Here is a 22,145-nt window from a genome sequence, read left to right as displayed (position 1 = left end):
GTTCACGGCTTCCACGCCCTCGCCTGAGCCTCGATTTTCGCCTGATCGAAGCTGGCGTTGATCGCATCGATCAGTTCGTTGGTCACCACCTCATCGGCCGGAACCTTGACCGGGGCGAGCTTCCATTTCACCAGGAAATCGATGTAGTTGTTGAAGTTCGCCATGTTGCTCTCGCCCCACTTCGTTACCCCGCCCGATGCCAGGCTCCAATGCGCAATGCGCGCCCGCAGCACCTTGACGTCGTCACGAACGGCGGTGTCCTCGTCCTTGCCGATCGGCTTGGTCTGTGGATAGACCTCATACAAGATGCGGATCGCGGCCTCGGGGTTCGCCATGGCGAAGATCTCGCCCATCGCGAAGCCCCGAGCGACCGTGATCGCATCCTCGCGCCGGTCCTTCAGCGTCTTCTCCAGCGCGAAGAAACCGTTGCCGGGATAGGCCGACATCGGCCCTAGCGGCAGTTGCCGCAGTTTCTGTCCGGCGATCTCCACCAGCGCATACTGGGTGTCGAACTGCGACAACGCGTCCAACTGCTTGGCGCGCAGCAGGGACGCTGTCTGCGCTCCCTCGCCGGCGACCACGATGCGGGCCTGCGTCGTTGGGTTGATGCCGGCGACCGAGAGCTGCGCCCGCGCAACCACCACACCGGCCGATGCCATCGAGGTGACGCCGATAGTCTTGCCCTTCAGATCGGCGAAATCCTTGATCGGGCTGTCCGCCGGCACGGCGATGCCGTAACCAAAACTCTGATAGGCGGTATAGAAAATCTTCGCCTTGACGCCTTGCGGATGAATGATCAGCACCGGCTCGATCGACGGCACGCTGAACGGCAGGTCCCCGGTCGCGACCTCTTTTACGCAGTCGGTGGATCCCGGCAGCGGGGTGACCACGACCTTGGCGCCACGCTCACCGTACCAGCCCATCTTCTGCGCGACAGCATAGGGTGACGCGGCGGCGCTGATGGTGTTGGCGCACCAGCCGACCCGGATGGTGGTTTCGGCCCGCGCCGCCGAAGCCAGGATCAACGACAGCACCGCGATGAAAACAACGCGCATGACTTCACTCCAAAGGGACGGACCCGGTGTAGCGGATGATATCCAGACCGCCGCTGAAACGGTCGTCGGCGTAGATCAATCCGTTCTCGTCAACATAGACGTCATTGATCTGGATGCTATGCGAGGCATTCCCTTGCGGCGGCGCATCGACCACGAAGCCGATCTCCTTCGGGGCGTGCTCATCGGCGATCGAGTATGCTCGGACGCCGCCGTTGAAGAAGCTGCCGACGACAGTCTTGGTCAGTTTGCGTGCCGTCGGGTCGGGACGATTTTGCGCGATATTATGTGATCCGAAACGACCGCCCTGTTTGCACAACGCATCAAAATCCGCCGGCGGGGGCAATGCGGAAAGCACCAACGGCGCCTGCTCTTTTGAAATGTCCCAGAGCCAGTCGCGCTTCGGCCAATCCTTGCAGTTGGTCTCGACAGCCTCCTCGGTCTGGATCGCCAGGCCGCGCGAGACGATTGGCAGCACGGTGTGAGCGAAGCCGACATCCTGCGACTGCCACGACCGGTGCGCCACCAATTTCGGATGCGCCTTGTCCGAGATGTCCAGGATCACCCAGCCGCCGTCGATCCAGCCGACATAGGCGCGATCCGGCCGGTCGGGTGAAACGACGGGTGTGTGCATCCGGATGCCGGAATTGATCGACACACGCGGCGGCGAGGGCGCCGTATCGCCCACCCTTGTCCCGGGCAGCCACCAGCGTCCGGCCTCCTTCGGGTGGCTGGGGTCGTTCATGTCGACGATCATGAACATCTGGTCGTCAAGCTGATCCTTCGGCACGAAGTCCTTGGCACCGGTGGAAAGATAGGCGTAGTGGCCGTCGGCGAACCACAGATAGTGCACGCCGCGCGAATGCGGACCCGAGGTATCCAGGAACCCGATCTTGGCCGGATGCGCCGGGTCGGCGCCATCCCACACCTCCATGCCGGCGCCCGGCTGGCCGGGCTTGTCGGTCTGGTGCGCCACCGTCATGGTGGTGCCCGACAGGCCCAGGCTGTTGCAGCGGAGTTGCGGCGCGGGAACCGGGATTTGCGCGATCACTTGCGGGTTTTGGGGCTTGGTCACGTCGATCACGCTGACGCACATCGGTGCCGATTCATGCGCCAGGAAAAGCACCCGCCGCCCGTCGGGATATTGCCGCAGCGCCATGCCCTCGCCGCCATGGCCGGCACCGTTCAGGTCACTGTGCCCGATGATCTGCATATTGCTCGACGACTGCACGGCCGGAATCGGATCGGCCAACGCGGTCGCCGTGGCTGTTGCCAGTGCCACTCCGCAAATCGCGGTTTTCCACATCACCTTCCCCGTTTCTTATACCTTGTCGGGCTTGATTCCCGCCTGCCTGCTGGCCGGGTCCTAGAACAGCACCCGCTTGCGGACCAGTGCCACCGACATGTTCAGCAGCAGCCCGATCACCGACAGGATCAGCAGGATGGAGAACTGACCGGCCACGTCCAGGGTAAAGTTCATGCTCTGGATCAGCATCCCCAGACCGGCCTGCGCCCCGACGAACTCGCCGACAATGGCACCGATCAGGGCGAAGATCATGGCGATCTCAAGGCCTGCGAAGATGTAGGGCAGCGCGTTCGGCACTCGCAGCATGGCAAAGATCTGCAACGGCGAGGCGGCCAGCGAACGCATCAGGCTGATGCGGTCCTCGTCGGCCGAACGCAACCCGACAATGGTGTTGATCATCAGCGGGAAGAAGCAGACCAGGGCCGCGTTGACCACCTTGGAGGTGATGCCGAGCCCGAACCAGATGATGATCAGTGGCGCCAAGGCGACCTTTGGCATCGCCTGGAACATCACGATGATCGGATAGACGAAGTAGTCGAATCGGCGCGACAACGCCACGCAGGTGCCCAGCAGCAGACCGCCCACCGACCCAACGATGAAGCCCAGCGCGGTCTCGGTCAGCGTCACCCCGATATGTTCCTGATACAGCCCGGAGACAGTGCCGCGGTACAGCGCCATGCCGACGGCCGAGGGCGCCGGCAGCAGGAAAGCCGGAATCGCCAGCAGCCGCACTGCTGCCTCCCACAGCGCCAGCAGTCCGGCGATGAACAACAGCCGCAACAGGAAATTGCCAGCGGTGTTCACTCGATACCTCCTGAAGCGTGCAGTCCATTGCGGATGCGCTTCACGTAAGCGCCGAACCCAGGCGTCGTCATCACGTCCAGCCCGCGTGGTCGCGGCAGGTCGATCTTCAATTCATCGGCGATCCGCCCGGGCCTCGGCGTCATCACCAGCACCCGGTCGGCCAGGTACACCGCTTCGCCGATCGAGTGGGTAATGAACAGCACTGTCTTGCGTCGCTCCATCCAGATCCGCTGCAGTTCCTGGTTCATCTGTTCGCGGGTCATTGCGTCCAGCGCGCCGAACGGTTCATCCATCAGCAATAGCGCCGGATCGTGGATCAGCGCGCGCACCAGGGCCACACGCTGCTGCATCCCGCCGGACAGTTCCCACGGATAGCGGTGCTCGAACCCCTGCAATCCCACCAATTTCAGCAGTTCCATGGCCCGGCCGCGCAACCTGTCGCGACCCAGCCGCTGCACATCCACCGGCAGCAGCGCGTTCCCCAGCACGCTGCGCCAGGGGAACAGCACCGGCGCCTGGAACACCACGCCGATATCGCGGCGCGGCCCGGTGACCGAAGTGCCGTGCAACAGTACCTCGCCCTGCGACCCCGGCAGCAGTCCGGCCAGGATGCGGAGCAGGGTCGATTTGCCGCAGCCCGAGGGCCCAACGACGACGACCAGTTCGCCCTCGCTGATGGAAAACCCGATGTCGCTCAGCGCGACAACCGATGACTCGGCGGTGCCGAACCGCTTGGTCAGGTGCCTGACCGCGATCATCGCGCTGTCGGCAGCCTCAAATCGCGGTCCATCCACGCCCCATTCCTCCCCGATCGCAAGCAAGCCCGACCGCCGGGTGGAACGCAACCCCGATGTTAACCATGCAGTAAGTTTTTTCCGCTAACCCTTTGGTTGGCGATGGAAATCCGAGCACCGGTATGAAGGGCCTGATCGACAGCATCCGGAAGCTTGGCATGGTGCGCGTCGCCATGCTCGCCGGCGTTACCCTGGGAATCATGGGTGCGTTCGTCTGGTTGGAACTGCAGGGGCCGACCCGGGGCCGGATGACGGTGCTGGCGTCTGACCTCGATGCGCAAGCCGCGCAGCAGATCAGCGCCGAATTGACCGCACGCAAGATCCCCTTCCGGCTCGACGGCGGCCAGATCTTCGTGCCCGACAGTGATCTCGCCGCCGCTCGGACCCTGCTGGCCGCCAGCGGCGATACCGCGGCCGGCGTCACCGGATACGAGATCTTCGATCGCGGCAACGATCTCGCGGTGACCGACTTCGACCAGCAAGTGAAGCTAACCCGCGCGCTGGAAGGCGAACTGGCGCGCACCATCGTGTCGGTGCACGGCATCCTGCACGCCCGCGTGCACATCGTGCTGCCGCGACGCGAACCGTTCGCGCATGACCGTCAGCATGCCCAGGCCAGCGTCATGCTGACCATTCCCGGACGCCAGTCGTTGTCGAACGAAGCGGTGCAGTCGGTGGTCGACCTGGTCGCCGCCGGCGTGCCTGGATTGCGCCCGCAGGACGTGACGGTGGTGGATTCCAACCTGCATTTGCTGGTCCAGGCCGGCGACGGCAATGATCAGCGCTCAAAGACCGCCAGCGAGGAGCAGATCCGCCAGCGCACCGAGGCCAGGGTGTCCCAGGCGGTCGAGTTGATGCTGGAGCGCACTCTGGGGCCGGGCCACGTACACGCTGAAGCCACCATCCAGATGAACTTCGACAAGGTTAACGAGACACAGGAGAAATACGATCCCGACGGATCGGTGGTCCGCAGCACGCAGAACGTGACATCGAACAACAAGACCACCGACAAAACCGGCCCGGTGTCAGTGCAGAACAATTTGCCGAACGCGGACGCCGGCGCCCCGGTTACCGGCACCCAGGAAGGCCGCCAGGAAGAGACCACGAACTACGAGATCGGCAAGACGGTGCGGGCGATCGTGCACGATCAGCCTCAGGTCGAGCGCATCAGCCTGGCGGTGATGGTGGATGGCATCGACAGCGTCGGCGCCGACGGCAAGCACACCTGTAAGCCGCGCGATCAGGCCGATCTGGATCAGATCGACAAGCTGGTGAAAAGCGCGATCGGCTTCGATGCGAAGCGCGGCGACCGTCTGGACGTTGTCAGCATGCCGTTCGTCGCCACGCAGGACGTGGCCGAGGCGACGCCGCCGCCCAAGATTGTCAAGAACAACGCCGACCTGATCACCTTCGTGCAGATGATCGCCTTCGGGGTCGTCGGCTTCGGGATCATCATCCTGACCGCGCGGTCGATCTTCGCCGCGCTGAACAAACCGGCCACCGGCCTGGCGCTTGCCGGTCCGTCCGCCGGGGAGTTTGCGGCCGGTGCTCCGGCCGGCATCATCCTGCCGCCCGCGGCGGCCGCGCTGGGCATCGGTCACGCCGGGTCGCAGGTTGTGCTGGCTGCCCAGGCTGCGCAAGCCGTCGAGGAGGATGACACCGTGATAATGAGCAATATCCACGGCCAGATGCGGGCGTCCTCGATACGCAAGGTCACCCAGTTGGTGGACCGCCACCCGGATACCACGCTGAGCATTATCCGAGCCTGGATCGCCACCGATCACGGATAGTGGAAGGCTCGGCCGGATCGGAGCCGTCACCGCAATCCGCCGATAACTTGCCGTAATGTCGAGCAGCACGCTGCGCCAACGCGGTGGGGCCGCGGTCGCCCAAGCCAGCGTCGAAGTCGCCCAGATCTTTTCCAACCTCACCCGCGATCAGGCTATTACCACCGTTCGACTGCAGGCGGAAACCCGCGCGACGGCGATTGGCGCGGCGACCGACAGCCTGAAGGTGGTTGAAATGGAACACATCCCGCTGTCCTATCTGCGCGGCGATGCGCGCCGGGCAAGGGTCTGCGTGGTCGGCGACATCGCGTCCACCTGGTCGAAGGGTACGGCATTTGCATGCCCGCCGGAGCGTAGGTCGCGTGAGGAATAACCGATGCAAAAACCGCTACATCTCGGCTGGTTCACCAACTTCACGCCGGGCGACTGGATCAATCCGGTATCGCAAGGCACCGGCAACTGGGACGGCAAGTTCTTCGTCGAGATGGCGCAGGCGATGGAGCGCGCCTGCTTCGACTACATCATGCTGGAAGACACCCTCATGGTGTCCGAGGCCTACGGTGGATCGGCCGCCGCGACGCTGAAATACGCACTGCAGGTGCCCAAGCACGATCCGCTGCCGCTGGTCTCGATGATCGGTGCCGCAACCTCCCGGCTCGGCGTCGTCGCCACCATGTCGACCTTGGCCTACCCGCCGTTCATGCTGGCACGCCTGGCCTCGACATTGGACCACATCTGTGGCGGTCGTTTCGGCTGGAACATCGTTACCAGCGGCGAAGACATCGCGGCGCAGAATTTCGGTCTGGAGAAACTGCCGCCGCGCGAGACGCGCTATGCGATGGCGGATGAATATGTCGATCTGGTCCAAAAGCTGTTCGGCTCGTGGCAACCCGACGCTGTGGTCAAGGACGTCGCCACCGGGACCTATGCGGACCATACCAAGGTCGCGCCAATCCATTTCGAGGGCCAGTTCTTCAAATGCCGCGGACCGTTGAACACGGTGCGCTCGCCACAGGGCCAGCCGGTCTTCGTGCAAGCCGGCGGATCTCCGCGCGGACGCGCCTTCGCCGCGCGCCACGCCGATTCGATCATCGCGGTCGGCAATGGCGTGGAAGGGATGAAGGCCTACCGCGATGACGTCCGCCGTCACGCCGTTGCTGCCGGCCGCAACCCGGACGACGTGAAGGTGCTGTTCCTGGTCTATCCGATCCTGGGCGAGACCGACGCCGAGGCCGAAGCACGTCACCAGCGAATGGTCAACTCGCCCGGCTTCGTCGAGGCCGCGCTGGCCGCCGTCGGCACCGTCACCGACATTGATTTTTCCGGCTTTGACCTCGACCAGCCGCTGCCCCGGCTGACCACGAACGGGGAACAAGGTTCGCTCGACAAGTTCGCGCAATGGGGATCGGGCAAAACCCTGCGCCAGCTCGCGCAGGAACGGTTCGACGCCGGCATTCCGATGATCGGCTCGCCCGATACCGTGGCGGAGCGGATGGGCGAAGCGATGGACGCGATCGGCGGTGATGGCTTCCTGATCAGCACGCCGTTCCAGCGCACCAGCAGGCGTTTCGTCAGCGAAGTCTGCGAAGGCCTCGTGCCCGCCTTGCAACGACGCGGCCTGGCTCGCAAGGCCTACACCAAGACGATGTTGCGCGACACGCTTCGGGAATTCTAACAAGTCCCGATCATGGAGCACCGCCGATGATAAGAACCGCCGAAGCCTACCGCGACGCCTTGCGTGACGGCCGCGAGGTCTGGATCGACAACGAACGCGTCGCCGACGTCACCACCCACCCGGCGTTCAAGCCGATCATCGACGTCAAGGCTCGCATGTATGAAATGGCCCGCGAGCCAGCCTATCAGGATGCCCTGACCTACCAGGAGGATGGCGTCCGGCACTCGACGTTTCAGCGGCCGCCGCGTGAGACCGCGCACTGGACCGACAAGACCACCGCGCTGGATATGGTATTCAACGACATCGGCGGCGTCGTCACCCGGGTCGGCGATGAGACCGTGGGCGAGATGTGGTCGCTGCTCGATGGCCGCGACGTGCTGGCCGAGATCGATCCGCGCTTCGCCGAGAACATCGACCGTCATATCCAAGCCGTGGTCGAGCACGACGTGTTCCACGTCTCCGCCAATACCGATCCGAAGGGCGACCGGTCGCTGCCGCCGCAAGAGCAGGACCCCGACATGATGGTCCATGTCGTGCGCGAAACCGATGCCGGTATCATCATCCGCGGCGCCAAATACGAAACCGCCGCCGCCTATGCCGATCAGGCCTTCCTGAAACCCACGGTCGGTGCCTGGAGCAACGAAAAGCTGTCCGACTACGCGGTGGGTTGCATCGTCAAGATGGGTGCGCCCGGCGTGAAGCACATCTGCCGAACGGGGTTCGCGGGCAAGGGCAGCGTGGCGGATTATCCGTTGGCCCATCGGTTCGACGAAGTCGACGTGCTGATGGTGCTGGATGATGTGCTGATCCCGTGGGAGGATGTGTTCTTCTATCGCCACACCCGCGCCGCCCAGCACGTCCGCGCCACGCTGCATCGCTATTCAGCGTTCCCCTATGTGCTGCGCATCCAATACATGGCCGACATGATGATCGGCGCGGCGATGTGGAATGCCAGGCAGACCGGCCTCGACAAGCTGCAGGCGGTGCGGGAGAAACTCGCCGACCTGGTCTGTTACCGGGAAGGCATCAACGCCCATCTGACCAGTGCAATTGCCCTAGCGCAGCGCAGCCCGGCCGGGTTGCTGATGCCGCACCAGTCGATGCTGTATGCCGGGCGTGTCTTCGCCTGCTCGAACCTGCCGCAGATGATGCATATCGCCCGCGAACTGTGCGGCGGGCAGATCTGCGTCACGCCGAGCGCCGCCGCTTTCCAAGCCGACGGCACCAAGGACTGGCTGGCGAAATTCTACAGCCTGAACGACCAATGGCAGGCCGAGGATCGCCGCAAGCTTCTGGCGTTCGCCCGCGATCTGCTGAACTCCGACTATGCCGGGCATCGCCTGACCTTCGTGCAGTTCGCCCAGGCGCCGCATTTTAATCATCTCGCCGCGGTCTATAACGCGTTTGACTTCTCTGGCCCGCTGGACTTCGTGCGCAAGGCGGCCTCGCTTTCCGACCGCATCACGGGCGCATCGTAATCTGGGTGAAATCCTGCGACCAGCTCTGCGCCGGCCGAAAGTTCTGCACCCGCTTGCTCATTTCGCGCGGGTTGAGGTCATGACAAATGTATAGCCATGCCGCATCATCCACCAGCACCGCGTGCGCCTCCCCCAGCAACCGCGTCTGCTCGGCTTTATCGAAACTGGTCTGCGCGCGAGTTGCCAGGTCATCGAAACGCGGATTGCTGAAATGACCCCAGTTGGTGCTGGCGAGAGGAAAACTCGCCGAGGCGAACAGCCGGTACATCACCGAAGGATCGGTATACCCAAGACTGTTGTTGATGCCATCGTCACCGTGCGAAGTCGCAGGGCTTGGGGCGCTGCGCCGGGCGAGGATCATCATGCCCCATTCTACTACGTCAAAATCCACCTCGATGCCGGCGGCGGCAAAATTCTGCTGCAGGAACTCATTGATCTGAATCGGGACCATCTGCCCTGAACCCGGGGTCGAGATCATGATCTTTGCCGTGGCGGGCTTGGTCGGACCATACCTGGCGTCTCGCAACAATGCTTTGACACGATCCGGATCGTAATCATAACGAACCCTTCCGTGGCTTGGGGTCAACGACGGGCCGGGCTTTGCCGGTCCGGTCTGACGGTGCACGGACGTTCCTCCCTCGGACGCGCGTCGTGATCAGGTCCGGCGAACGTTCCAGAACACGAATTGCCCGGGGATGATGCCGGTGATGTCGTGCCGGCAGGCGGTCCGGGAAAAGTATTGTCCGGTCGGAATATACGGCACCAGGTCCAGCGCCTTGTCTTGGATTTGCGCCGCGATGTGTTGTTGCGTGGGCAGATCGGGCGCCTCCAGCCAGGCCTCGATCAAGGACTGCACCGGCGGCAAATCGGGCCAGCCGAACCAGGCTTTGGCGCCGTTCGATCGCAGCGTCTGGTTGGTGATCGGCGTGGTCATGTCCAGCCCGGACCAGCCGGTAATGAACATGTTCCAGCCGCGTTTGTCCGGCGGTTCCTTGCTGGCGCGCCGCTGCACCAATGTGCCCCAGTCCATGACCTGATAATCGACATTGATGCCGAGCTTCTGCAGCGCATCCAGCGCCACGGCATCCTCGGCGTTCTGCACGGCCTGGTCGCTGGACGCCATGAAGACGATGCGTTCATTGCGATATCCCGCAGCCGGCAGGGCCTTCTTCAGGGTCTCGTGGTCCCGCTTGGGGCCGTTGATGGCTTGCAGACCCACGCTGTTCGCCATCGGCGTGTCGGGTGTGAAGATACCGATGCCGTCGCGCCACAGTTCGCGATTGGTGCCGGCCGCGGCGGTCATGAAGTCGGTTTGTGACATTGCCTCCAGCACGATACGCCGCACCTCGGGCTTGTCGAATGGCGGGTGCAACTGGTTGAACACCGCTGTTCCGATGGTACCGAGCGGGCCGTTGTCCTCGGTCCGCACGGTGTGGTCTCGTTCCAGCATCGGCAGCAGGTCGTTGGGCGGGTTTTCCCACCAGTCCACCTCGGCGTTTTCCAGCGCCGCCGCGGCGGTGGCCGGATCCGGCATCACCACCCACTCGACGCGGTCGAAATTCACGATCTTCGGTCCAGCCAGCCAATCCGGCTTGCCGCCCTGTCGCGGCTGGTAATCCTGATTGCGCGCGTAAACCACCTTGCTGCCGACGACGCGCTCATTGGCCAGGAACCGGAACGGGCCGCTGCCGATCACTTCCTTTATCGACACGAACGGGTCGGTGGCCGCCAAACGCTCCGGCATCACCACCAACGCCGGTGGCCCGATCTTGGACAGGCAGGCCAGCACCAGGCTGAACGGTCGCGTCAGCCGGATGGTGAACCGCCGATCGTCCGGGGCGGTCATTTCGGCGACGCGCGCCAGCAGCGCCTGGCCCATCGGGTCGCGCGCCGCCCAACGCTTGATCGAGGCAACGCAGTCGCGTCCGCGCACCGGCTCGCCATCATGGAAACGCAGCCCGTCCCGCAAGGTAAACGTCCAAGTCCGGCCGTCATCCGAAAGGCTATGGCCGTCCACCATCTGCGGCTGCGGCTGCAGCTTGCTGTCGATGCCATACAACTGATCCCACACCATCGTGGCGTGGTAGCGGGTGATGTAGGCGGTGGTCAGCACCGGGTCGATTACCGTCAGATCGGCCTGCGGCACATATCGCAACACGCGCGCCGCTTTGGTCTGCCCCCAAGCGTCGTGCTCAGTCATCGCCGCGGCGGTCGCCGCTCCGGCAAGGAAACCCCGTCGTTGCATAGCCGCTCTCCTTTCTGCCTCAGGCCGCCGTCATGACGTGGATCCGGCGCAGGAACTCGCGCGCCCGCTGGTGTTGCGGATCGCTGAAGAACAGATGCGGCGAGGCGTCTTCCAGCACCCGCCCGCCATCCATGAACAGCACGCGCGTGCCGACCTCGCGCGCGAACTGCATTTCATGTGTTACAACCAGCATAGTCATGCCCTGCTCTGCCAGCGATCGGATTACCTCCAGCACCTCGCCCACCAACTCGGGGTCCAGTGCCGAGGTCGGCTCGTCGAACAGCATCAGCACCGGGCGCATCGCCATCGCCCTGGCGATCGCCACCCGCTGTTGCTGGCCGCCCGACAACTGGGCCGGTCGTTTCAGCATGTGATCGGATAGCCGGACACGGACAAGCTGCTGCGCCGCCAGGCCGCGCGCATCGGCCGCCGTCATGCCCTGCACACGGCGCGGTCCGATGGCAACGTTGTCGAGCGCGGTCAGATGCGCGAACAGATTGAACCGTTGAAACACCATGCCGATGCGCTGACGCTTGCGCGCGGTGATCGCGGGCGGGTCTGGCACCGCTTTGCCGCCGCGCATCTCCGCCGCCATGTCGATGCCATCCAGCAGCACCCGACCCTCGGTCGGGACTTCGATCCTGTTGATGCACCGTAACAGCGTCGATTTTCCCGCCCCGCTCGGGCCGACCACCATCACGATCTCGCCCTGCGCCATCCGCAGATCGACCCGATCGACCACCGGGATATCGCCGAACAGCTTCGACAGCCCGTGGATCTGCAGCAGCGCGGTCAAGCCAGTCGTCTCTCGACGTATTCGGAGCCCCACGACAACACCGAAATGATCGCCAGGTAGTACACCGCCAGCGCGGCGTATAACTCGAACGGCACGAACCGTTCGGCGATGATCAACTGCGCCGAACGGGTCAGTTCGGTGACCGAGATTACCGACAGCAGCGACGAGCTTTTGACCAGCGTGATCAGTTCGTTGGTCAGCGGTGGCGTGACCCGGCGCAGTGACTGCGGCAACAGGATGAACAGGATCGATTGCCGGTCGGTCATGCCGATCGACAGCGCCGCCTCGGTCTGCCCGGAATCGATCGACTGCAGCCCCGCCCGCATGATTTCGGCGATGAAGCCAGCCGAGTTGAACGCCAACGCCACAACCCCGCTCCAGAACGACGAAAGCTCGAAACCGATGCGTGGCAGAGCGAAGTAGACCAGGAAGATCTGCACCAGCGCAGGCGTTCCCCGCACGAAATAAACGTACGCTCGGATCAGCGCCTTCGGCAGCCGCATGTTCGACGCGCTGACCAGCCCCATGATCAGCCCGACCAGGCACGCCAGCACCATCGCACAGACCGAAATCTCCAGGGTGACAACGGTGCCCCGCAGCATGTACGGGACGGCGTACCAGATCGCACCCCAATCGAACGCGCCCATGGCGGCGCGCTCTCAGGGCAAGACTTCGGGTACCGTGTTCGGCGTCTGCATCGTGCCGCCGAACCATTTTTCCTGCAGTTTGCCGAGCGTCCCGTCCTGCTTCATCGCCGCCAGTTGAATGTTGACGAAATCACGCAATGCGGTGTCGTCCTTGCGGAACGCCATGCCGAAATACGCGGTGATATCGGAAATGCCGGAGATCATCTTGAACTTGTTCGGGGCGTCACGCATCACCACCATCATCGTGGAGCGTGAATTCACCACCGCATCGGTCCGCTTGTTCAATAAATCCTGATAGGCCTCGGGATAGTGCTCGTATTGCTTCACATCGGCATACCCGGGCTTCCCCGTCGCCTTCAGCTTGGTTTCGAATACCTTGATGATGCCCGCCGCCGCGCTGCCAAGCTGCACGCCGATGATCTTGCCGGACAGGTCATCGGCGGTCTTGATGCGGTCCTCGTTGGCGCGCAACAGGATCATGTTGCTGGCGTCCGCGTAAGGCATCGAGAACAATACCTTCTCTGCACGCTCCTTGGTGATCGTCATGGCGGAGATGATGCAGTCGAATTTCTTTGCATACAGCGCGGGGATGATGCCGCTCCAGGCGGTGTCGATGAACTGCGCCTTGGCGCCGATCTTCGACGCCATCAGGTCAGCGATGGCGGGGTCGTAGCCGACGATCTTGCCGTCCTTGAAGAACTCGTAGGGGACGTAGGCGGCTTCGGTGCCGATGGTCAGGGTTCCGCGCTGCTTGACCTCGTCCAGCGTATCGGCGCGCGCCGCTCGCGAACCGGCCAGACCAAAAAGGGTCGCGGCGCCGGCGCCGGTCAGGACGGATCGTCTGAACATGGAGCATCCTCGCTGTCTGCATGGCCGATGGGATGCAAGCAACGCGCGTGCCATAGCGGCGAGACGTCGGCCAAGCCCTCAGACCGGGTGCTCGATCATCACGGAGTTCAAGAATCGGGCCGCGAGACCATGAGGTGTGCTTGATTTCGTGCCATGCCGCCGGTCCAAGCCGCGATCAAGCACGCAGACTAACTGCCGATCGCGCTCAGTGGGCCGGCGATCGTCGGCATCTGCGCCTCGCCGACGCCCCAGCCACCGGCGGCAAGCGCCAGGATATTCAGCTCCCGCTGGCCGACGATCAGGTCCACGTCACCGCCGCAGTTGCGCGGGTCATCGCTTGTACGTGGCCCGGCCCAGTGCACCCGAAAATCACCGGCATCGCCAAAAAGCTGCGTGTCGACTACCAGGCTGCCGCCGGAACGGCGCAGCACGCCGAGGTCCAGAATACAGTCGGCACGGCCCGACCGGTGTGCAACGAGGCGGGTGCCGTCGCCCGACGCCATCGTCGCCGACGGCACGAACGCCACGATGTCACCGACCCGCGGCGCCGCGCACGCAAGCGCCACCACCGCGTTTACCGCCACCGCGACCGCCAGCAGGCAACCGGTCGCGGCGAGCGCCGGCTGCATCGCGCGGATGGCGTTTTGATCGTGCCTGGGCATGTGCTGCTCCTTCTGAACAGTCTGCCCGTATCGCAAATGTCCTGCTAAACCATTAACGCCGCGCGACCCGGCAGTACCCTAGCGCGACACCGCATCAATCCTGGCCAGCGATTCCGCCCGACCCAGCGCGGCCAGCGTCGCGTCGATGCCAGGGCTGACTGTGCTTCCGGTCAGCGCCGCGCGCAGCGGCTGTGCCACCTCGCCAAGCTTCAGCCCGCTGCGTTCGGCGAACCCGCGCAACGCCACATCCAGCGCGCCAGCCGAGAAATCCGTCTGCCCCAGCGCAGCACCCAGCGCACCCAGCATCCGCCGTGCCTCGGCGTTCAGCACGGCAACCGCCTTCGGCTGCATCGGCAGTGGCACGGCGCGGGCCAGGAATGCCGCGGCATCCGCAAGCTCCACCAGCGTCTTCGCGCGTTCCTTCAGCGCCGGCATCAGCGCCCGGATCCGCGCCGCCGCGTCGCTGACCAGGGCAACATCGGGACGCCGGCCCAGCCGCCGCAGCACATCTTCGGTCAACCGGTCGTCGTCGGCCTGGCGGATGTAGATGCCGTTCAGGTTGGTCAGCTTGGCGTAGTCCATGCGCGACGGACCGCGGTTGACATCGACGATGTCGAACAGTCGGATGGCCTCGTCGCGGCTCAGCACCTCCAGGTCGCCATGCGACCAGCCCAGCCGTAGCAGATAGTTGCACAGTGCCTCCGGCAGGAACCCCTGGTCGCGAAACTCCAGCGCGAACTGCGCGCCATGCCGCTTCGACAGTTTGGTCCCGTCGGCGCCATGGATCAGCGGAATATGGGCGAACCGGGGCAGCTCCCAGCCCATCGCCCGATACACCTGGATCTGGCGGAATGTGTTCGTCAGGTGGTCGTCGCCGCGGATCACGTGGGTGATCGCCATGTCGTGGTCGTCCACCACCACGGAGTGGTTGTACATCGGCGATCCGTCGCTGCGCAGGATGATCATGTCGTCCAGTTCGACGTTGGCGACGCGAACCGGACCCTGCACCAGGTCGTCCAGCACGGTCTCGCCGTCGCGCTGGCTTTTCAGCCGGATCACCGGAGCAACACCGGCCGGCGCCTCCGCGGGGTCACGGTCGCGCCAACGTCCATCGTAGCGCCACACCCGCTTCTCGGCGCGCGCCTGTTCACGCTCCCGGTTCAGTTCTTCCGGCGTGCAGTAGCAGTAATAGGCGTTGCCCGCGGCCAGAAGCTGGCGCGCCACCTCGGCATGGCGGGCGGTGCGGGTGGACTGGAACACGGTCTGTCCGTCCCGCGCCAGGTCCAGCCAGTCGAGGCTCTCGATGATGCCCTGGGTCGCCGCCTCGGTGCTGCGCTCGCGGTCGGTGTCCTCGATCCGCAGCAAGAATTCGCCGCCGTGATGGCGGCTATAGAGGTAGTTGAACAGCGCGGTGCGCACCCCGCCGATATGCAGCGGGCCGGTCGGACTGGGGGCGAAGCGAGTGCGCACGGTCATCGGCACGATCTATGAGCGTGGCGAACGCAACGTTCAAGCCGCGCTGTGACTACGACAGCACACCCGTTCACTCTTTGTAGACGGTTGCCCTTGTAGGCTGCCTCGCATGACTCCGATCGCCGCCGCCAAAGCCGCGCTGGACTCCTGGCTCGACGCCGAGCGGGAGCGCCTGGCGGTATGGCTGCCGGTGTTCATGGGCGTCGGCGTGCTGGCCTATTACGCCCTGCGGTTCGAGCCGGCGCCTTGGCTGGGTGCGGCGTTTGCCGCGCCGGCGCTGGCTGTCGCGGTCTCGCTGCCGGGTTTGCGCTGGGCCTTCGGGCCGATCGCCGCGGTCGCGATCGGCTTCACCGCCGGCCAGGTCGCCACCGCCCGCGCGCCGCCGATCGAGGCCGACCTGCCGACCCATGCAACCATCGTCACCGGCACGATCCAGGCCGTGGAGGCGCTGCCGCTGGGGCGCCGGATCACCATCCAGCCGGCCTGGCTGGACGGCGCCGCCGAACCGTTGCGGCGATCGGTGCGGTTGCGGCTGCAAAAGAAAGACGACGGCGACCTCGCCACCGGGGACACCTTGCGCATCCGCGCGCTGGTCCGACCGCCCTCGCCGCCGTCCTATCCGGGCGGCTGGGACCTGCAGCGCGACGCGTTCTACGCCGGATTGGGCGGCTCGGGTTACGCGCTGGGCAAGGCGGAGCGCACCGCGCAAGCGGTTCCCTCCGGACCGATGCGCTACGTCCAGCGCCTGCGCGAGATCATCCGCGCGCGCGTGGTCGCGGTCATTCCCGGCGCCCCCGGGGCGGTCTCGGTCACCTTGCTGACCGGCGCCTCGATGGCCATCCCCGAGGCCGACCACGCCGCGTTCCGCGATTCCGGGCTGGCCCATCTGCTCGCCGTCGCGGGACTGCATATCGGCATCGTCATGGGGTTCGCCCTGGCGCTGTCCCGTCTCGGCCTGGCGCTGAGCGAGCGGGCGAGCCTGTTCTGGCCGACCAAGCAACTGGCAGCCTTGTGCGCCTTGGCCGCCGGCGGAGCCTACATGGTGCTGACCGGCATGCACCTGCCGATCATCCGCAGCTTCGTCATGGCCTGCCTGTTCACCGTCGCGCTGATGGCCAACCGCCGCCCGTTCTCGCTGCGCGGGCTGGGCTTGGCGGCGGCGGTGCTGATGCTGATTTCACCGCAGCAAGTGCCGGATGTTTCGTTTCAAATGAGCTTTTCCGCCGTCCTGGCGCTGATCGCCGGCTACGAGGCGCTGCGCCCCTGGCTGCGGCGCCTGCACGGGCATGGCTGGCGACGGCGCCTCGGTTCCCATCTGGTCGCCCTGGCCCTGACCAGCGCGCTGGCCGGCACCGCCTCGGCGCCCTATGGCGCGTATCATTTCGGCCACGTTCAGGTGTATTTCGTGCTGGCGAACATGATCGCCGTGCCGCTGACCGCGATGTGGGTGATGCCGGCCGGGCTGATCGCGCTGCTGCTGATGCCGCTGCATCTGGAAGCCATCGCCCTGCTGCCCATGGGCTGGGGTGCCCAAGCCGTGCTGTGGGTCGCTCGGGCGACCGCGGCACTGCCGGCGGCAACCATTCAGGTGCCCCACATCCCGGCCTGGGGACTGGGCCTGTTCTCGATCGGGCTGGCCTGGCTGGGGCTGTGGCAAACCCGCCGTCGTTTGGCCGGGGTCGTGGTGATGGCGGCGGGATTGGCCTCGCCGCTGCTGGACCGGCCACCCGACCTACTGGTTTCCAGCGACGCCCGCCTGATCGCGGTACGCACGCCACAAGGCGCCTTCCTGCAACAGACCCAGGGCGGATCCAAGTTCACCCGCGATGCCTGGGAGCAATATTGGGGGATCGGGTCGTTTCAGCCGATAACGGATACACTCGCGGCGGCGGATCATTGTGAGCCGGACGCCTGCCTGCTGCGACCCTATCCCGACCGCCGCGGCGCACTGCTGGTGCATGGTGCGCTGCATCCGGCATCCTGCGACCAGGCCTCGGTTATCGTGTCGGCTGAACCGGCACGAGGTCTGTGTCCAAAACCTTGGCCCAAGCTAGTGGATCGCTTCACCGTCTGGCGTTTCGGCAGCGCGGCGATCTGGCTGGACCCAAACGGTGCCCGTATCCTGACCGACCGGTGGGAGCGTGGCGATCGCCCCTGGGTCCCGCCGCCTCCGCAGCCGCGAAAGCCCGCGGCACCCAAATTGCCGCCCGCGTTACCCGATCGCCCCGCCCCCCCGGCGTCAGCGCCGCACGTGGTCGCCGCGGAGGCCAGTAACGAGGAGTGAGTTTGAGCTACCTTGCTTGGCCGCGCGATGAACGCTCGCAATCGGGCTTTTCGTGCGGCTGGGCTAGCCGCCGGAGAACAACCAAAACAGCGCTCCGGACAGCACGATCGTTGCCGGCAACGTCGCGACCCAGGCGATGATGATCTGCCAGACCACCTGGCTCTGGATGCCCGCGCCGGACCCCGCCATCGTCCCCGCCACCCCCGACGAGATGATGTGCGTCGTGCTCACCGGCAGCCCCGAAAACCCCGCCGTTCCGATCAGCACGCCGCCGACCAGTTCGGCCGAGGCGCCCTGAGCCGGGGAGAGATGACGTTTGCCGATCCGCTCGCCGATGGTGGTCACGATGCGCTTGTAGCCGACCATCGTGCCGACCCCGAGACAGACCGCGCTGAGCATCCGCACCCAGATCGGCGCATACTCGACCGCTCCATGCAGCGTGTCGTGCAGTTGCTTCGCCAACTTCTTGTCCGCGGCACTGGCAGCCTTGCTCTCCGACGCGGTCTTTAATTGCGCGTTTACATGATACACTGCGTCCCGCAATCCGGAACGGTCGGCGTCGGGCACCTCGGACATCGCCTTTACCCCCCGCAGGGTTTGGCTGATGCGCCCGGCATCGGAGGCCGCCATGGCCCGTTCATCGTCGCCGTACTTCCGGATCAGCGGACCGGCCTGATCCGCCGCCCCGACGATGGCGGGCAGATCGGCGGGAGCGACCCTGGGATTCAAGGAAAACGCCGCCGGCATGATGCCAATGATCGTCAGCATGATCAGACCGATGCTCTTCTGCCCATCGTTCGACCCGTGCGCGAAGCTGACGCCCGAGCAGGTCAGGATCAGCAATCCACGCACCCACCACGGCGGCGGCTTGCCCTCGGTTGGTTCGAACAGCGTGTCGTCCCGGATCACCGCCTGCAGCACCCGAAACAGCGCCCCGGCCAGGAAGAAGCCCAATAGCGGAGACACCAGCAAGGCCCGCAGGACCGACCAGACCTGTGACCAGTCCACGCCGTGACCAAGGCCCCGAGAGGCGGTGACCGAGTTGACGATCGCCACTCCCAGCAGGGAACCGATGATGGCGTGCGAACTCGAGCACGGAATACCCAGCCACCAGGTGGTGACATTCCAGATCAGCGCGGCGAGGAACAGCGCCAGCAGCATGGCGATCGCCGGATTGCCGTTCGGCGGCGTCAGCACGTCTGGCGGCAGTAGCTCCACCAGGGTGAACGCCACGGCGACACCACCCAGCAGAACTCCCAGGAAATTCATGCTTCCGGACAACAGCACCGCCGGCACAGGCTTCAAGCTGTGAGTGTAGATCACTGTGGCGACGGCATTCGCGGTATCGTGGAAGCCGTTCGAAAATTCGAAGGCCAGCACCAGCACGAAGCAGAAGATCAGGACCGCGAAAGCGGTTGGCGAAGACGGGGCGACGGCAGCGAACATCGGAGCCAAACGGCGAAACGGACGTCAGGTCGCACGTTCATCGCAACTTCATCCGACGACGGCGCATCAGCGACATGAGGTTTTGTTCTGACGGCTAAATCGGCAGGCGTTCTTGACACCCGCACCCCCCGTGGGTAGCAAGCCCCCGCTTTCCGGCACGTAATGTTGCCAGGGACGAGCATGAGTCAGGAAACCGGCGGCCCGGACAACTCTTTCGAGACGCGTCTGCAAGCCGCCCGAAGCAAGCAGGGCCTCGACGCCCCGCCGAAGCCAGACCCGGCGGTCCAGGGCGGGCTCGGCGGTTCACCGTGGTCGATCGGCATGCGGGTGGGGATCGAGCTGGTTTCGGCCCTTGTGGTGGCAGTCGCCATCGGGTACGGGCTGGATCGGCTGTTCCACACCACGCCGATCCTGACGGTGGTGTTCGTTCCCCTGGGCGGTGCGGCGGGTATTATCAACCTTTGGCGCGTCTTCGTGCCGAAGGACTCTGGATCGGGTCGAAAGTAGGAGCAGAACCGCGTGGCGGCCGAGGGTTCAAGCAAAATCGACGCGCTGGGGCAGTTCCAGCTTCATCCGTCTCTGGGCCCGATCGGTGCCTCGGTGAACTTCACCCAGTCGAACCTGATGATGGTGGTAGCCGGAGTGCTGATCCTGGGGCTGTTGTGGATTGGCATGAAGCCCAGGGCGATGGTGCCGGGCCGGATGCAGGCGGCCGCGGAACTGGGCTACGAAAGCATCATGTCGATGTGCACCGAGACCATCGGTCCGGAGGGCCGTCGGTTCTTCCCGCTGGTGTTCACCCTGTTCTTTTTCATCCTGTTCGGCAACCTGCTCGGCGTCTTCCCATACTTCTTTACCTTTACCAGCCACATCATGGTGACGCTGGGACTGACGCTCCTGGTGTTCATCCTGGTCACAGTGGTTGCGCTCAGGGAGCACGGGCTGCACTTCTTCAGCTATTTCCTGCCGCAGGGAATCCCTGTGGCACTGGCGCCGCTGCTGGTGGTGATCGAGGTGATCTCTTACTTCTCGCGCATCATCTCGTTGTCGGTTCGCCTGTTCGCCAACATGATGGCCGGCCATGTGATGCTGGAAGTATTCGGTGCTTTCATCGTCATGTTGGGTGGGCTTGGCTGGTTGGGCTACTTGCCGGCGCTTCTGGCCTTCGGGCTCAACACCATCCTGATCGGGTTCGAGATATTGGTGGCGACGTTGCAGGCGTATGTGTTTGCGATCCTGACCTGCATCTACCTGCACGACGCGGTTCACCTGCACTGAAACCCCTCTAGCAACCCTGAACAACCGGACGGAGCTCTCCGCCCGCGCGACCGGATAATTGAAAGGAATTCAGACTATGGATGTCGCTTCCGCCAAGATGATTGGTGCCGGACTTGCCGTGATCGCACTCTCGGGGGTGGGCATCGGCATCGGCACGATCTTTGGCTCGCTGGTGACCAGTGTCGCCCGCAATCCCGCCTCGCGCGATCGGGTGTTCGGCCTCGCCATCCTGGGCTTCGCACTGACCGAGGCCGTGGCGTTGTACGCCTTGGTCATCGCCTTCATCATCCTCTTCGTCTGAGGCAGACGGACGCATGCGCATGCGGCCGATGAAGGCTGTGCAGCGGTATCGCGGAAGCGTTCTGATTGCCGCAGCCGGCTTGTTGATGCTGCCCACCGGCGCGTGGGCAGAGGGCATGCCTCAGCTCGACTTCTCCACCAAGCTGACGCTCAGTCAGGTGGTCTGGGGCGCAATCATCTTCGCGTTGCTGTATTACCTGCTGTCCCGCACCGGCCTGCCCTGGGTGGCGACGGTGTTGGAGGAGCGGGCGACGAAAATCGCCAAGGATCTGGACGAGGCGCGCGCCGCCAAGGCCGGCGCAGACGCAGGTATGACGGAAGCCGATGAGGCAACCGCGAAAGCACGCGCCGAAGCTCAGGCAGCAATCAACGCGGCTCTGGAAGACGCCCAGAAAGCCGCCGCGGTGCAGTCCGAGACGTTGAATGCCCGACTGGAAGACCGGCTGAAGGAGTCGGAGACCCAGATCGCCGCGGCGCGTGCTTCGGCGATGCGCGCGCTGCGACAGGTGGCAACGGAGACCGCCGCCACGGTGGTCACCCGGCTGACGGGATCGGCGCCCGACACTGCTCGACTGGATAACGCCATCGGGTCGGTCCTGACCGCCCGCGGTATCGACTAGATCGCGCTGGGTGAAACGTCTCCTGCGCGCCTAATCGCGCAACCAACAGATGGCTGGACCAATTTCAGCAAGCTTGGTCAGGCTGAAATTCGTCCAGCGGGAGCGGAGGATCATGACAAACGAGCCGGGCTTCTTCGCCGAACCAAGGAACTGGGTGGTTCTTGCCTTCATCCTGTTCTTTGTTCTGTTCGGTAAACGGCTTTGGGGGGTTCTGGCCGGCCTGTTGGACGCTCGGGCTACGGCGGTTAAGGCCGAGATCGAGGAAGCCACCAGGCTTCGGCGCGAAGCCGAGTCCATGTTGCGCGATGCCGAGAAGCAACGTGCCAGCGCATTGGCCGATGCCAAGGCGATGATCGAAGGGGCCCATGCCGAAGCCGGCAGGGTGACCGCCGCCGCCGCCACCGAGGCCGAGGCGTCGGCCAAACGCCGCGAGCAGATGGCGATCGACCGGATCGCCGCCGCTGAAAAGGCAGCCGTCGATGACGTCCGGCTGACGGCGGTCGAGATTGCCACCACGGCGGCGCGTCAGGTGCTCACCGAGGGTCTGACCGGCGAGGCGGATTCCGGCCTGATCGACCACGCCATCACGCAACTGCCAGCAGCGCTGGCGGCGCGCGGCACCGCACGAATTGGTGAAACTGCCCACTGA

22 protein-coding genes are annotated in these 22,145 nt (G+C 64.7%); 10 read left to right on the top strand and 12 right to left on the bottom strand.

Going from position 1 to position 22,145, the window contains the following annotated elements; translation table 11 throughout:
- Positions 1-2 precede the first annotated feature (2 nt).
- The 4 genes from ACQY4T_RS23180 to ACQY4T_RS23165 are packed head-to-tail and all read right to left on the bottom strand — an operon-like array spanning position 3 to position 3,956.
- Positions 3-1,055 (bottom strand): ABC transporter substrate-binding protein, encoded by a 1,053-nt coding sequence (locus tag ACQY4T_RS23180; protein ID WP_428535489.1) that lies wholly within the window; start codon positions 1,053-1,055, stop codon positions 3-5.
- Between the two features lie 4 nt (positions 1,056-1,059).
- Complete coding sequence (locus tag ACQY4T_RS23175; RefSeq protein WP_428535487.1) at positions 1,060-2,358, bottom strand: LVIVD repeat-containing protein; 1,299 nt, start codon at positions 2,356-2,358, stop codon at positions 1,060-1,062.
- A gap of 60 nt (positions 2,359-2,418) precedes the next feature.
- On the bottom strand, positions 2,419-3,162 hold the full coding sequence (locus tag ACQY4T_RS23170; protein WP_428535485.1) for an ABC transporter permease: 744 nt from the start codon (positions 3,160-3,162) through the stop codon (positions 2,419-2,421).
- Positions 3,159-3,956 (bottom strand): ABC transporter ATP-binding protein, encoded by a 798-nt coding sequence (locus tag ACQY4T_RS23165; RefSeq protein WP_428535483.1) that lies wholly within the window; start codon positions 3,954-3,956, stop codon positions 3,159-3,161. The genes ACQY4T_RS23170 and ACQY4T_RS23165 overlap by 4 nt, the downstream gene beginning before the upstream one ends.
- Before the next feature lie 122 nt (positions 3,957-4,078).
- On the opposite strand from ACQY4T_RS23165, the gene fliF reads away from it, so the two are divergent.
- Genes fliF through ACQY4T_RS23145 form a run of 4 tightly spaced genes read left to right on the top strand, consistent with a single transcriptional unit; the run spans position 4,079 to position 8,896 of the window.
- Complete coding sequence (gene fliF / locus ACQY4T_RS23160; protein WP_428535481.1) at positions 4,079-5,746, top strand: flagellar basal-body MS-ring/collar protein FliF; 1,668 nt, start codon at positions 4,079-4,081, stop codon at positions 5,744-5,746.
- A 55-nt stretch (positions 5,747-5,801) separates the two neighbouring features.
- Positions 5,802-6,116, top strand: coding sequence for a hypothetical protein (locus ACQY4T_RS23155; protein WP_428535479.1), 315 nt, complete (start codon positions 5,802-5,804; stop codon positions 6,114-6,116).
- Positions 6,117-6,119: 3 nt separating this feature from the next.
- Entirely contained in the window at positions 6,120-7,418 is a 1,299-nt protein-coding gene (locus ACQY4T_RS23150) for an NtaA/DmoA family FMN-dependent monooxygenase (RefSeq protein ID WP_428535477.1), read from the top strand.
- A gap of 26 nt (positions 7,419-7,444) precedes the next feature.
- The gene (locus ACQY4T_RS23145; RefSeq protein WP_428535475.1) at positions 7,445-8,896 is read left to right on the top strand and encodes a 4-hydroxyphenylacetate 3-hydroxylase family protein; all 1,452 of its coding nucleotides are present in this window, start codon (positions 7,445-7,447) and stop codon (positions 8,894-8,896) included.
- Here the strand turns inward: ACQY4T_RS23145 and ACQY4T_RS23140 are convergent.
- From ACQY4T_RS23140 to gltX, 7 genes are all read right to left on the bottom strand, one after another.
- The gene (locus ACQY4T_RS23140) at positions 8,880-9,347 is read right to left on the bottom strand and encodes a hypothetical protein (protein ID WP_428535473.1); all 468 of its coding nucleotides are present in this window, start codon (positions 9,345-9,347) and stop codon (positions 8,880-8,882) included. The genes ACQY4T_RS23145 and ACQY4T_RS23140 overlap by 17 nt on opposite strands.
- Positions 9,348-9,551: 204 nt before the next feature.
- The gene (locus tag ACQY4T_RS23135; protein WP_428535471.1) at positions 9,552-11,141 is read right to left on the bottom strand and encodes an ABC transporter substrate-binding protein; all 1,590 of its coding nucleotides are present in this window, start codon (positions 11,139-11,141) and stop codon (positions 9,552-9,554) included.
- A gap of 19 nt (positions 11,142-11,160) precedes the next feature.
- Positions 11,161-11,937, bottom strand: coding sequence for an amino acid ABC transporter ATP-binding protein (locus tag ACQY4T_RS23130; protein ID WP_428535469.1), 777 nt, complete (start codon positions 11,935-11,937; stop codon positions 11,161-11,163).
- Complete coding sequence (locus ACQY4T_RS23125; RefSeq protein ID WP_428535467.1) at positions 11,934-12,584, bottom strand: amino acid ABC transporter permease; 651 nt, start codon at positions 12,582-12,584, stop codon at positions 11,934-11,936. Before ACQY4T_RS23125 ends, ACQY4T_RS23130 begins: the two co-directional genes overlap by 4 nt.
- A gap of 12 nt (positions 12,585-12,596) precedes the next feature.
- The gene (locus tag ACQY4T_RS23120) at positions 12,597-13,433 is read right to left on the bottom strand and encodes a transporter substrate-binding domain-containing protein (RefSeq protein WP_428535465.1); all 837 of its coding nucleotides are present in this window, start codon (positions 13,431-13,433) and stop codon (positions 12,597-12,599) included.
- 188 nt (positions 13,434-13,621) lie between these two features.
- Positions 13,622-14,095 (bottom strand): hypothetical protein, encoded by a 474-nt coding sequence (locus ACQY4T_RS23115; RefSeq protein ID WP_428535463.1) that lies wholly within the window; start codon positions 14,093-14,095, stop codon positions 13,622-13,624.
- A gap of 78 nt (positions 14,096-14,173) precedes the next feature.
- Positions 14,174-15,571 (bottom strand): glutamate--tRNA ligase, encoded by a 1,398-nt coding sequence (gene gltX, locus ACQY4T_RS23110; RefSeq protein WP_428535461.1) that lies wholly within the window; start codon positions 15,569-15,571, stop codon positions 14,174-14,176.
- A gap of 106 nt (positions 15,572-15,677) precedes the next feature.
- Here gltX and ACQY4T_RS23105 point away from each other — a divergent pair, with 106 nt between their 5' ends.
- Complete coding sequence (locus ACQY4T_RS23105) at positions 15,678-17,852, top strand: ComEC/Rec2 family competence protein (RefSeq protein WP_428535459.1); 2,175 nt, start codon at positions 15,678-15,680, stop codon at positions 17,850-17,852.
- A 63-nt stretch (positions 17,853-17,915) separates the two neighbouring features.
- Here the strand turns inward: ACQY4T_RS23105 and ACQY4T_RS23100 are convergent, their stop codons facing one another.
- Positions 17,916-19,298 (bottom strand): inorganic phosphate transporter, encoded by a 1,383-nt coding sequence (locus ACQY4T_RS23100; protein ID WP_428535457.1) that lies wholly within the window; start codon positions 19,296-19,298, stop codon positions 17,916-17,918.
- A 180-nt stretch (positions 19,299-19,478) separates the two neighbouring features.
- Between ACQY4T_RS23100 and ACQY4T_RS23095 the strand changes: the two genes are divergently transcribed.
- From ACQY4T_RS23095 to ACQY4T_RS23075, 5 genes are all read left to right on the top strand, one after another.
- A complete protein-coding gene (locus ACQY4T_RS23095; protein ID WP_428535455.1) occupies positions 19,479-19,805 on the top strand; it encodes an AtpZ/AtpI family protein in 327 nt (108 codons plus the stop codon).
- A gap of 12 nt (positions 19,806-19,817) precedes the next feature.
- Positions 19,818-20,576, top strand: coding sequence for a F0F1 ATP synthase subunit A (locus ACQY4T_RS23090; protein WP_428535453.1), 759 nt, complete (start codon positions 19,818-19,820; stop codon positions 20,574-20,576).
- Positions 20,577-20,652: 76 nt separating this feature from the next.
- Positions 20,653-20,877: an ATP synthase subunit C family protein gene (locus ACQY4T_RS23085; protein WP_428488892.1), complete on the top strand. Its 225-nt coding sequence runs from the start codon at positions 20,653-20,655 to the stop codon at positions 20,875-20,877.
- Positions 20,878-20,896: 19 nt separating this feature from the next.
- A complete protein-coding gene (locus ACQY4T_RS23080; RefSeq protein ID WP_428535451.1) occupies positions 20,897-21,496 on the top strand; it encodes a F0F1 ATP synthase subunit B' in 600 nt (199 codons plus the stop codon).
- Positions 21,497-21,608: 112 nt separating this feature from the next.
- Positions 21,609-22,145, top strand: a complete 537-nt coding sequence (locus tag ACQY4T_RS23075) for a F0F1 ATP synthase subunit B (RefSeq protein ID WP_428535449.1) — start codon at positions 21,609-21,611, stop codon at positions 22,143-22,145.

The sequence above is a fragment of the Rhodopila sp. genome, from assembly GCF_965277825.1.
In the GTDB taxonomy this organism is placed as follows: Bacteria; Pseudomonadota; Alphaproteobacteria; order Acetobacterales; family Acetobacteraceae; genus Rhodopila.
Note: the sequence above shows the minus strand (reverse complement) of the source record. Positions and strands in the feature narration are given on the sequence as shown.